The sequence below is a fragment of the Nostoc sp. LEGE 12454 genome (assembly GCF_056620565.1).
The window spans coordinates 415,996-428,374 of record NZ_JBWQXL010000001.1; the positions used below are offsets into that span (position 1 = coordinate 415,996).

Sequence of the window (12,379 nt, forward strand, 5' to 3'; positions counted from 1 at the left end):
TAATTTAATAGTTAAAAATACTTCTTAGGTAGGGAGGCTTACTAAAAAACTTGGTAGACAAATTGTTAGAAATACAGCTAGTCTTACAAAAAATTACTTTTATGCCATACCTTGCATCTATATGACTTCACAATCTTCTCGCTCTGACAAAATTCTGGTTGTTGATGACTCTCCTGATAACGTGTTTTTGATCAAAACTATTTTGGAGGAAGAAGGTTACACGATTAGCACCGCAGAAAATGGTATTTCGGCCTTGGCAGAATTGAAAGCTTCTCCTTGTGACTTAGTTCTGCTGGATTTGATGATGCCAGGTATGGACGGGTACGAAGTTACCAAGCACATTCGTGGAGAGATGAAATTGCCGCAATATATCCCCATACTGCTGATCACTGCCCACGATGCGCCTAATGTCGCCCACGGATTAGACTTGGGTGCTGATGATTTTATCCGCAAACCTGTAACAGTAGATGAATTGCTGGCACGAGTGCGATCGCTCCTGCGTTTGAAGCATAGTATGGATGAACGTGATGAAATTGCCCGTCAGCGAGAAGATTTTGTCTCCCGCCTCACCCACGACTTACGCACTCCCTTAGTAGCCGCAGATCGTATGTTAATGCTATTTCAGCAAGGCGCGTTGGGAACATTATCACCACAAATGCAGGAAGTAATCACCATCATGGCGCGTAGCAACATCAACCTGCTTTCTATGGTGAATACTTTATTGGAAGTTTATCGTTTTGAAGCAGGTCGCAAAAGTTTGGCGTTTCAACCAGTTAATCTGAGCCAATTGCTAGATGAAGTGACTGGAGAATTGTCACCCTTAGCTCAAGATAAAAAACTCTCCCTAAATTTGGACGTGACTGAAGAGTCAGTCACAAATACAGTCATGGGCGATCGCTTGGAACTGCATCGTCTATTTACCAATCTCATCGGAAATGCGATCAAATTTACCGACTCCGGGTCTATTACTATTCGTTTTACTTCTCAACGCCAGTTCAACAAAAGTAATCAATCTCAGTTCTCTGAAAAATCCAATTCCGTTGACTACATTAGAATTGAAATAGCGGATACTGGCCCAGGTATTCCCCCTGAAGAACAAGCAACCATTTTTGAACGATTTCGCCAAGGCAGCCATAAGAGTTCTGGTAGTGGCTTAGGACTGTATCTTGCTCGTCGAATTGTCGAAGCACATCAAGGCATTATTCTGCTTAATTCCGAGTTGGGCAAAGGTAGTGTATTTATTGTGCTTCTACCCACCAAAGCATGAAAAAACTAGTAATTATAAATTATGAATTATATAGTTTTTTATCCTGGTAATTCATGATTTATAACCTTACTACTATCTCCCGATAATTTAAAGTAAAAAATTCACTTAGAAAATCAAACGCTAAAAATTGAAGAACCAAATAGGCTGAGATAATAGCATTAAGATTAAATAGTTTTTGATAGGACAAAACAATGATTACCACTGAATTATCTAACATTGGCAACATTATCCAGACTCAGCGAGATTTTTTTCAAACTGGCAAAACTAAAGATGTAAATTTTCGCATTGAACAACTGAAAAATCTTAAGCAAGCAATTATTGAGCATGAACAGTCAATAGTTGAGGCATTACAAGCGGATTTACATAAACCAGAAGTAGAAACTTATCTTACAGAAATCAGCGTAATTAAGGATATTGATTACGCCATCAAACATCTTCAAAACTGGAGTAAACCCGAAAAAGCAGCGGTTTCCTGGGATTTTTTTTCCTACTCAGCGAAAATTTATCCAGAACCGTTAGGGGTTGTCTTAATTATCGGCCCTTGGAACTATCCATTTCAGTTAATTATCTCACCTTTAATAGGTGCGATCGCAGCCGGTAATTGTGCAATTATCAAACCTTCAGAAATTGCTTCTCATACATCTGATGTCATTGCTAAGATTATTGCCAAACATTTTGACCCTGCTTATCTTGCAGTGATTGAAGGAGGCGTGGAAGCAAGTCAAAAACTACTTGCAGAAAAGTTTGACCATATCTTTTTTACTGGTGGCACAGCTGTCGGCAAAATCATCATGGCAGCAGCAGCAAAATATCTCACACCAGTTACTTTAGAATTGGGTGGCAAAAGTCCTTGCATTGTAGATACTGACATTAATCTTGAACACACTGTCAGACGAATTACATGGGGAAAATTCATTAATGCTGGACAAACTTGTATTGCCCCTGACTATCTTTTAGTTAATAAAACAATCAAGAAAGATTTAATAGATGGTCTGGAAAAATCTTTAAAAGAATTTTATGGTGATAATCCTGTAAACAGTCCTGATTATGCCCGCATTATCAGTCAAAAACACTTTGAGAGATTGGTTAGTTTTCTTAAAGACGGTGAAGTTGTCATCGGTGGAGAAAATCAACCTTCAGAGCGTTATATTGCCCCAACACTGATTGATAATGTCTCACTAGAAGATTCTGTCATGCAAGAAGAAATCTTTGGGCCCATTTTACCCATCATTGAATATACTGACATTGCAGAAGCGATCGCCTTGATTAACTCTAGACCCAAACCCTTGGCGTTATACTTATTTTCTCAAGATAAAAACCTGCAAAAGCGAGTTTTGCAGGAAACTTCCTCTGGTGGAGTTTGTATTAACGACACAGTGATGCAGGTTGGTGTCTCGTCTTTACCATTTGGTGGAGTGGGAGATAGCGGTATCGGCAACTATCACGGCAAAGCTAGCTTTGACACCTTTTCCCATAAGAAAAGTGTATTGCAAAACTCCTTCTGGCTCGATTTAAAATGGCGATACGCTCCATATCAGGGCAAATTGCCATTTATAAAGAAACTTTTAGGGTAGAAGTTATGAGTTATGAGTTATGAATTTTTCACTCCTAACTCCTAACTCTAAACTTCTAACTCCTAACTATTAAATCCCAAAAGCGTTGCTGTAACGCTCCTCAGCCCAAGGTTCACCACGGCGATGGTAGCCATTGCGCTCCCAAAAACCAAGTTCTTCAGCAGCTAAAAATTCCAAACCATTAATCCACTTAGCACTTTTCCAAGCGTAGAGGTGGGGGACAACTAGCCGCATCGGCCCACCGTGTTCAGATGGAAGGTCTTCACCAAAGACTTTAAAAGCAAAGAAGTTTTCTTCGCGCAGAAAATCTTCTACAGAAATATTGGTGGTGTAGCCGCCATAGCAGTGTTCCATAACGTGGGCTACTTTCGGGTCTAATTCAATCAGACTCATGAAATCTGTAACTTTAATGCCAGTCCATTTGACATCAAGTTTAGACCAGCGCGTTACACAGTGGAAGTCAGCTGTGAATTCGTGTTGAGGTAGCGCCATAAAATCTGACCAACTAAAGGTAACAGATTTTGCTAAACCCCAAACTCGAAACTCCCATTCCTCAGTGCTGACTTGGGGAGTTTCGCCGTAAGTTAATACGGGAAAACCTTTAGCTAAGTGTTGACCAGGAGGGACGCGATCGCTCTCTTCTTTGCCTGGTTTGTGAAAAAATTTTCCTAGCATAGTTAGAGAAAAATAAGTTTTCTCAAGATGTTTACAAACTTTTTTGCTGAGTTGCCAACAGTATCAGATGTTTTACTCTTTATATGAACTCTTGAATGATAGGTAATGGGTAATGGATATTTCCAATTACTCACTACCAATTTTTTTCGATCTAATGAGCTTATGTGGAGTATCTATGATTCATAATGCAATCAGGAAAGCTAAAAAAAAGCATTTATCTAGCGATAAGAAGTTTGATTGTTGAGTTTGGCAATCAAATCTATCGGTGCTGTTCGTGCTTTTCCTGACTGAGAAATTATGATTCTTCTTCCTCTTCTTCAGCAGTTGGATAAACAAATGTAGAACGTCCAGTCAAAATTGACTTGCCCAGAGACAGGGCTTTCTGAGCTTCAACGACGGCTTTATGCCTCCAGGTAGCTCGACGTTTATCTCGTTTTGATTTGGAAGTTTTCTTCTTAGGAACAGCCATGTCAGCAGATATCGCGATTCTTGACAACCTTCTTATTCTAGGCCATCCACTGACGCCAAAGACAACAGTTGAGTCAGGAATAAATAAGTTGGGTTAAGACTGACGCTAAGACGCGGGAACAGCAAGAATGACTTTCTTTAAATCCCCCAAGGTTCCGAGCCAAGAAAGCTTTGGCTCGGACTTCAAGCTCAACCCGTCATTTTGGCGTTGACACAGCGCTAGCTGCTGGAACTTGATTGGAGTTATTTTCAAAGAAAAGTAAAGATCGCGAAGTTTTGAAGTATGTCGCCCAATTTTGAGCATCAGGGCGCGATCGCCATTCAGGACGACTGACATCTAATGTCAGGACTGGTGCGATCGCGCCATAATTTTGTACGGATACAATGATGGAAACATCTGTCACCAAGATATCTTGGTCGAAGCTCCTTTGAGCAGCTGCCCTAGCGACCGCTTCCGCTCTCCTGAGAACGGTTTCATAGTTTTCTTCTGGCAAGCGGTCAATAGCTAGATCGACTCTAGCGGTGTAAGCTCGCACAAGCTGCGGTGCGATCGCTTCCATCAAAAACCACGCAGGGACAGTAGATATAAGCAAAACTACTAAAGGAATTATCCGGATTCTTCTGGCAATTTGGCTAATAACTGAAAAGGGAGCGAGCGATGATGGTAAGTGAGCAGAAATTTTGCTCATGACCTTCTATCTCCTTAGTAATGATCTGTTATTGAAATTAGGTAAAGGTATTTTCCGGCTAATCAACGTAATAAAAATTACATTCTAACTTAAGATTCAATTAGAATCACCTAGAGTATAAGACATAGGTTAGCTTTGTTTTTTTGGCAAAGCCAACCACAATTTTAAGACCAGCAAACAACAATAACTGACAAAGAGCGGGATGGCAAATTACTGGGCGATCGCGATTGGTATCAATCAATATCAGTTATTTCAACCTTTAAGTTGTGCCCAAGCAGATGCTGAGGCACTAGAAGATTTTTTGGTGACAGAGGCAGGTTTTCTCCCCAAGCACTGTCTAGTGATGACAGATACTTCGCCGCCGATTGGGGATAGATCGACTTACCCGACGAAGGAGAATATTTTGCTGCTGCTTGAAGATTTGGCAGCAACAAGTTGGCAACCGGAAGACTATCTGTGGTTATTCTTTAGCGGCTATGGAGTCAATTACAAGGGCAAAGATTACTTAATGCCAGCAGAGGGCAACCCGGAACTGGTGCAACAGACTGGCATAGAATTGCGATCGCTAATGCAAAGTCTGCAACTTGCCGATCTGAATGTATTGCTACTACTCGACATCAACCGCGCTTTTGGCACTCAAGCAGATGCTCCTGTTGGTGAAGAAACAATAGAACTAGCCCAAGAACTACAACTGGCGACAATTCTTTCTTGCCAACCAGAACAATTTTCCCATGAGAGTAACGAACTAGGTCACGGATTCTTTACAGCAGCTTTATTAGAAGCTTTACGTTCTGGTAATGGCAGCAACTTGGCAGATTTAGAAAACTATCTAAGCCTGATTGTGCCAAAGTTATGTCATCACCACTGGCGTCCTATCCAAAACCCTGCCACGATCATCCCATCAAGACAGCAAGTAATCTTGCCAAAATTGGCAATGGAAAGTGATTTTCAGCCAGAAGCGCTAATTTATCCGGAAGAATCTTTTGCTGTTGCCCTGGCAGCTCCTCCCCTCGATGATTCCGCTAGAACTTCAGCAGATCGGGGCAGACGGGGAGAAGTTAGTGTGAACTCCTCCCAACAGGTGAAGGGTAAAAAAGTCCAGGAGTCAGGTGGTAGCTTAGTTTCCCAGCCAATGGCAGAAACTTCCTTGGGAGTGAATACCAGAGGAAGATTTATCCCAAATTCCTCAAAAGGTTACGTCTCGCGATTGCCAGCGAATCAACCAAGCATCCCTTTTTGGAAACAGTTTATCTTGTGGGGCGGAGGCAGCTTGCTAGTAGCAGGTTTAATCGCCGTAGTTTTTCTACGGAATCAAGAAACTTTTAGAATTAAGCAAATATCAAGTGCATCACCCAATGCTACTGTTAGCGATCGCCAGGTTGTCGAGAATTTACCAAGCGATCGCACTTCACCAGTTAGATTCAAAAACCAATCTAGCGCCCAAATAGCCTCTAGTTCCCAGTCAAAAAAGCGAAATCAAGCAGTATTAGACCTGGCGAAAATGTCGCTCAGACAAACTCAGGCGAGCGATTTGAGCATGGCGATCGCTACAGCCCGAAAAATTCAACCTGGCGAACCACTGTACGAACAAGCTCAGGAGAATATTAAGATTTGGAGCCAGATGATTTTAGATTTAGCAGAAGGTCGTGCTAAACAAAGACAGTATGCCAGCGCTATTGCTGCGGCTCGGTTGATCGCCAAAGATGAAGCCCCCTACGCGAAAGCACAAGCAGCAATTAACCTGTGGCGCTTAGAGGGTAAGCAGTATGTGAGTAACAAAACTCTTTTAGATGCAGCTAATGCCTTAATTAAGTCCGAACAGGCATCTACCTACAATCGGGCGATCGAAGTTGCCAAGAAAGTACCACCCGGACAACCAGGGTTCGATACTGCCCAAAAATCGATCAATAAATGGAGTGAGAAAATTTTAGACCTGGCCAAGCGTCGCGCCGCCGAAGGAGAACGTAACGCCGCAATTGCGACCGCAGCTTTAGTCCCAGAGGAGACAGGCGCTTACGAAGATGCTCAGGATGCCATCCAAAAATGGCAAAAGAAATAGTAAAAAAATAGTAAAAGAATAGTCAAGAGTTAGGAGTTAGGAGTTATATTATTGATCCCCGGCGTATTACTCCTGACTCATAACTTTTCCCTCAGCCCTGATATCTCAGTATTAGCAGTACTGCGATACGTCTTCGCCACAGTCGTCGGCTAGATAGCACAATGCTCGGAAACGTAAACCAACCACTTCTTCATATAAGGGGTTGAGCTTGCACATGGGTGGGATGTGAAACAAGGTCTTGCCAAATAATTTGACATCGCGCTCAAAGGGGCACTGAGATGGAATCAGTTTGCACAAGCGGTGAGCTAGTTGGCGATCGCGGACTTGAATGTTTTCTACTCGCTGCCGTAGGGGTTGGAGAATATCCCAGTGAGGCTTGGAAGGAGAATGGTTTAACTGGGTTGCTTTATGGTCAGTAGTTTCTGCTTGATTGATTGATACCCAGCTAGCCAGAAAAATCTTTTTTGTGGTATTGTCGAATACCTTCATGGTTAACCCTCTGTGTTATTGAGGCTATTCACCTTTTTGATGAATATATACAACGTGGCAACGAACTTTCCCGGAAAAATCGCGTTCTGACTGCGATATAATGTAATACCTGATTAGCCACTTAAGTCAGAACCTAATTTATTACTACGTCAAGTTAATCGCAAATTTCTGGGGATCGGTAGTGTAATATTACGATCTTGTTCATAACTTGACACAGTTTAAATTTTAATAAAGACATCCATCATTGGATAGGTTTTAGTGTAACATTTACACAACTTAATATAAGGTCTTTCTGAAAGAATTTTTGCTAAGTATAAACATCAATAATTCCCTAGAAGGCATTTTTCCTCTCCGTGTTCCCACTTTCTCACGTAAGTGTGTCCTGTTTGTCGCTGGCTGAATGCCGTAGAATTAGTGATTTTTGATCGAGTAGAATCGATTGCATTTCACTAAACTTAGGTTGGCAGTGGCAATTTGAGAGTGATATAGTCTGAAGCGTTAAAATCAGATGAACTTCTTGATTATGGGTGTTTCCGTACTCTACAGCGCAATCCATCCTGGCAGTACGCTGTATTCACGCCTTCAGTGACAGCAACCTAACAAGTTAGATCGTTTCCAAGAACTATAGATAATTTCTATACTCATGAGAAAAGAAAGCGCAAAGACGTTCAGAAAAATTCTGTGTCTTTGCGCCAATCGAAATTTGAGCCTTGAAAGCCACTGCTCAAACTTCTCTCTTTATGAGATTTTTATCTTAAATTCTCTATGATGCTACCTGAGCAGCAGTCCGAGTCCGCCGTCTTCTGCCATCAGCAACTTTCACAGGTGGTTCATCAGGGATTTGCATCAATAAAGTCACAGATGGCTGACATTGCAATTCCCGACGGATGGAACGTTGCAATTCTCGTTCTAAAGTTCCTTGCAATCCACCCCAGTCTATATCTGCTGCTTCACCTTGCTCAGGAGCAAATTCTGTCCAGCGCACAGAGAGGATTTCTTCAATGCGTTGTTTTACCCAGGTGTGTAACAGCGATCGCTCTACACTTGTCACTACACCCCGGAGGTGAGTTTCTGGTTTTGCTAACAGTTTACCATTCCAATCAATGGCAGCTGCGATCGTGATAATGCCTTCTGAAGCCATGCGTTGCCGTTCTTGCAGAACTTTCGCACTTACCATACCCGAACTGGTAGTATCCACCAATTCAATACCAGATGGCACTTTACCAGCGACGCGAATCGCATCTTCAGTCAGTTCGACAATATCACCATTCTGAATAATGATCATATTTTCTGCGGGAATGCCCATGCTCTGAGCCGTTTCTGCGTGCTTCACTAGCATCCGATGTTCGCCGTGAAATGGCACAAAGAACTTGGGCCGAGTTAAGGCAATCATCAGTTTTTGTTCTTCCTGACAGCCGTGACCGGAGACGTGAATGCCTTTATCCCGTCCATAGACCACTTTCGCACCTTGAATCATCAATTTATCAATGGTGTTGACTACTGCGATCGTATTTCCGGGAATTGGGTTAGCAGAGAATACTACCGTATCTCCTTGGCGGATTTTAATGTGAGGATGTTCTTTGTTGGCAATGCGGGTCATTGCTGCCATCGTTTCACCCTGAGAACCTGTAGTTAAAATCAGTACTCTTTCATCGGGTAGGTTGCGGACAGCGTGCAATGGTTGCAGCAGATTGTCTTCACACTTGATGTAACCTAAATTGCGGGCATGAGCAATCAAGTTCAGCATGGAACGCCCGACAACTGTCACTACACGGTTCTGCTTCTTGGCAATATCCAAAATCATGTTGATGCGATGGACGCTAGAAGCAAAGGTCGTGACAAATAATCGCCCAGGTGCTTGACTAAATACTCTCTCCAGATTGGGATAAACTGAACGTTCTGAAGGTGTAAATCCTGGCACTTCAGCGTTAGTGGAATCGCTCAGTAAACAAAGAACGCCTTTTTCACCATGTTCTGCTAGACGTTGCAAGTCAAACTTTTCACCATCCACTGGGGTATGGTCAATTTTAAAATCCCCTGTGTGAATAACTACACCCAGGGGAGTATGAATGGCAACTGTAAAACTGTCAGCGATGGAGTGGGTGTTACGGATATATTCAACTAAAAAGTTTTTGCCAATCCGCACTACATCACGTGGTAGAACTGTTCTGATTTCTGTGCGATCGCGGACTCCTGCTTCTTCTAATTTACCCTCTAGCATTGCCATTGCTAGCCTGGGCCCATAAATCACCGGGATATCAAATTGCTTGAGATGAAAAGCAATCCCGCCGATATGGTCTTCATGACCATGAGTAACGATCATCCCTTTAATTTTGTGGCGATTTTCCCGCAGATAGGTCGTATCTGGTAAAACAATATTGACTCCATGCATCGCCTCTGTGGGAAAAGCCAATCCTGCATCTAACAGGATTATTTCATCGTCATACTCAAAAAGACAGGTATTTTTACCAATTTCATGCAAACCGCCCAAAGGAATAATTTTCAAGGCGGAATTATTAGCTTCGTTTTTAGCCATTTTCTCCTTAGATTGTTACTTGTGGTTAATTAAGTTGATAGTTAACGAACTTGTATTTAAGACAACATCATCTGTCTCTTAAGTCAGTCCCAAAGCAATCAAGTTTTAATTGAAGATTTCAATTTTTTATTTAATAAAATCAACTGTAAAACTCAAGGATTCATAGTATATCTATCAGTCCTAGCACAGGTTTTTAAATTGCAACTTATGAACAATTATGATCGTTGTTTATATGTATCTTTGACAAGGAGGAGACTACCAGCATTTAAATAATTGGTGATTAAATTAAACTCAGTTCTTTCAGAACCGCTTCTAACTTTTGACTGACTTCTAAATCAGCTTCACATAGCGGCGGACGAGTTGAACCAACCTCCCAACCTTGAAGTTGCAGTGCTTTTTTCACTGGAATGGGATTTGAAGTGAGAAATAGAGCTTTAAATAACGGGAACAGTTGGAGATGAATGTCGCTTGCTACCTCAACTTTTCCCGCACTAAAAGCTTGAATCATCTGCTGTAGTTGGTTTCCTACCAGATGAGAAGCCACACTTACCACACCCTTTGCCCCGAGCGCTAACAAGGGCAAAGTCATGTAATCATCACCAGAATAGATGTGGAATTCTTTTGGTGTCAAGCGACGAATTTCGCTTGCCTGATCTATATTACCAGTGGATTCTTTAATCCCGACAATATTGCTAACCTCAGCTAACCGGGCAACTGTTTCTGGCTGAAGGTTTTGTCCGGTACGACCGGGGACATTATATAACAACAACGGTAAGTCGGGACAGGCTTGTGCTATTGCCTTAAAGTGCGCTTCCAATCCCGCTTGCGGCGGTTTGTTGTAATAAGGAACAACTTGTAAGGAACCATGTACTCCTATTTTAGACGCTTTTTGGGTGGCTGCGATCGCTTCTTTGGTGGAATTCGATCCACAACCCGCAATTACCTTGGCTTTTCCTGCCACGGACTGCAATACCTCGACAAACAACTGGTATTCTTCATCCCAACTTAGCGTCGGGGATTCTCCTGTTGTGCCGCACATCACCAATGTATCTGTACCGTTGTTAGCTAGATGCGCCGCTAGTGCTGCCGCTACATCATAGTTGACACTACCATCTGCTTTAAACGGCGTAATCATAGCGGTTAAAACATTGCCAAAATCTCCCACCCTTTTTTCACTCCTGATTACCCATGTTTTTGTATCTTGGTGGTTCTCTATTGTAATAACCTATCTGCAAATTGCTTTCAAGTGTCATTTTTACTTTGTCATTAGTCATTTGTCCTTTGTCACTTTACCAATGACCAATGACTAATGACCAATGACTAATGACTAATAGCTAATGGTTTGAGTAGATTTTTCTCTACTAATAACTCAGCGATTTGTACTGCATTCAATGCTGCACCTTTGCGAATTTGGTCGCCACATAACCATAATTCCAAGCCACAAGGATGAGAAATATCCTGGCGAATTCTTCCCACTAAAACTTCATCTCGACCGGTTGCTTCTATTGGCATCGGAAAATGATTTGTTCCCCAATCTTCTACCAATTTTACTCCAGGGGAGGAATTTAAAATTTCTCTGGCTTCCTTCGCACTAAAGGGAGTCTCAAATTCTAAATTAATGGCTTCTGAGTGGGCGCGGAGTACGGGAACCCGTATACAGGTTGCAGTGATTCTGATTTGCTGCGTACCAAATATTTTTCGGGTTTCGTTGACCATTTTCATTTCTTCCTCACAATAACCCAAATCGTTTAATGGGGAGTTATGCGGGAATAAATTAAACGCCAATGGGTAAGGCAATATTTCGGCAATCGCTGGCTGTCCTTGTAGTATAGCGCTTGTTTGGGTTTTGACTTCTGCCATTGCTCTAGCACCCGCACCACTAGCAGATTGGTAGGTTGCAGCGACGATGCGTTGTACTGGTTTAACTTTATGCAATGGCCAAACTGCCACAGCCATTAAAATCGTTGTGCAGTTGGGGTTAGCAATAATGCCTTGGTGATGCGCTGCTGCTTGGGGATTCACCTCTGGAACTACTAAGGGAACTTCCGGGTTCATCCGAAAGGCACTGGAGTTGTCAATTACCACTGCACCCTTTTCGACGGCAACAGCTGCCCAAGTTTTGGATGTGGAACCACCTGCACTAGCTAGTACTATATCGACATTTTCAAAAGCGCGATCGCTCACTGCCTGTATTAGTATATTTTCACCTTTAAATCGCAGCGATCGCCCGACACTCCGCTCTGATGCCAATAACTTCAAGTCAGCAACCGGGAAATTGCGACTTTCTAATAATTCCAGCAACTCTGTGCCTACTGCACCAGTCGCTCCCAAAATAGCTAACCGATAGGATTTCGACAAACTTGCTTCCTCCTTATAAGAGACCTAATCTGCAATTTCTTGGAACAATGGACAATTTAGTTATATTTAAATAGCGGTCGCAGTCTGGAAATACATTTTTAATAGGTTTATATTTTTCTTTTATTAAATATATCTTTATATATTTAATAATACATTTTTTAATTAAGTTAAGTGATGTTGCATTTTAAAATAACGGCGATTTTTTCATTGATTTACTATAACTATATATTATACAATAAACCGCTATTTACCATAAAAAGGGAG

General features: G+C 42.0%; 10 protein-coding genes. 3 read left to right on the forward strand and 7 right to left on the reverse strand.

The window, feature by feature from the left end; translation table 11 throughout:
* The first annotated feature begins 121 nt into the window (after positions 1-121).
* Both AC1F2U_RS01835 and AC1F2U_RS01840 read left to right on the forward strand, forming a co-directional pair.
* The gene (locus tag AC1F2U_RS01835) at positions 122-1,267 is read left to right on the forward strand and encodes a hybrid sensor histidine kinase/response regulator (protein WP_480259578.1); all 1,146 of its coding nucleotides are present in this window, start codon (positions 122-124) and stop codon (positions 1,265-1,267) included.
* 191 nt (positions 1,268-1,458) lie between these two features.
* Positions 1,459-2,841: an aldehyde dehydrogenase gene (locus AC1F2U_RS01840; RefSeq protein ID WP_480259579.1), complete on the forward strand. Its 1,383-nt coding sequence runs from the start codon at positions 1,459-1,461 to the stop codon at positions 2,839-2,841.
* Between the two features lie 69 nt (positions 2,842-2,910).
* On the opposite strand, the gene AC1F2U_RS01845 is transcribed toward AC1F2U_RS01840, so the two are convergent.
* The 3 genes from AC1F2U_RS01845 to AC1F2U_RS01855 all read right to left on the reverse strand — a co-directional run bounded on the left by AC1F2U_RS01845 (position 2,911) and on the right by AC1F2U_RS01855 (position 4,673).
* Positions 2,911-3,516, reverse strand: coding sequence for a sulfite oxidase-like oxidoreductase (locus AC1F2U_RS01845; RefSeq protein ID WP_480259580.1), 606 nt, complete (start codon positions 3,514-3,516; stop codon positions 2,911-2,913).
* Between the two features lie 295 nt (positions 3,517-3,811).
* A complete protein-coding gene (rpmF, locus tag AC1F2U_RS01850) occupies positions 3,812-3,985 on the reverse strand; it encodes a 50S ribosomal protein L32 (protein ID WP_012407602.1) in 174 nt (57 codons plus the stop codon).
* 196 nt (positions 3,986-4,181) lie between these two features.
* Positions 4,182-4,673, reverse strand: a complete 492-nt coding sequence (locus tag AC1F2U_RS01855) for a hypothetical protein (protein WP_480259581.1) — start codon at positions 4,671-4,673, stop codon at positions 4,182-4,184.
* Between the two features lie 202 nt (positions 4,674-4,875).
* Between AC1F2U_RS01855 and AC1F2U_RS01860 the strand changes: the two genes are divergently transcribed.
* Positions 4,876-6,732, forward strand: coding sequence for a caspase family protein (locus AC1F2U_RS01860; RefSeq protein ID WP_480259582.1), 1,857 nt, complete (start codon positions 4,876-4,878; stop codon positions 6,730-6,732).
* A 111-nt stretch (positions 6,733-6,843) separates the two neighbouring features.
* Here AC1F2U_RS01860 and AC1F2U_RS01865 read toward each other — a convergent pair whose 3' ends face one another.
* From AC1F2U_RS01865 to AC1F2U_RS01880, 4 genes are all read right to left on the reverse strand, one after another.
* A complete protein-coding gene (locus AC1F2U_RS01865; RefSeq protein ID WP_480259583.1) occupies positions 6,844-7,221 on the reverse strand; it encodes a Mo-dependent nitrogenase C-terminal domain-containing protein in 378 nt (125 codons plus the stop codon).
* Between the two features lie 763 nt (positions 7,222-7,984).
* Positions 7,985-9,757, reverse strand: coding sequence for a ribonuclease J (locus AC1F2U_RS01870; RefSeq protein ID WP_480259584.1), 1,773 nt, complete (start codon positions 9,755-9,757; stop codon positions 7,985-7,987).
* Positions 9,758-10,037: 280 nt separating this feature from the next.
* Positions 10,038-10,922: a 4-hydroxy-tetrahydrodipicolinate synthase gene (dapA, locus tag AC1F2U_RS01875; protein ID WP_480259585.1), complete on the reverse strand. Its 885-nt coding sequence runs from the start codon at positions 10,920-10,922 to the stop codon at positions 10,038-10,040.
* A 155-nt stretch (positions 10,923-11,077) separates the two neighbouring features.
* Positions 11,078-12,115, reverse strand: a complete 1,038-nt coding sequence (locus AC1F2U_RS01880; protein ID WP_480259586.1) for an aspartate-semialdehyde dehydrogenase — start codon at positions 12,113-12,115, stop codon at positions 11,078-11,080.
* Between the last annotated feature and the right edge of the window lie 264 nt (positions 12,116-12,379).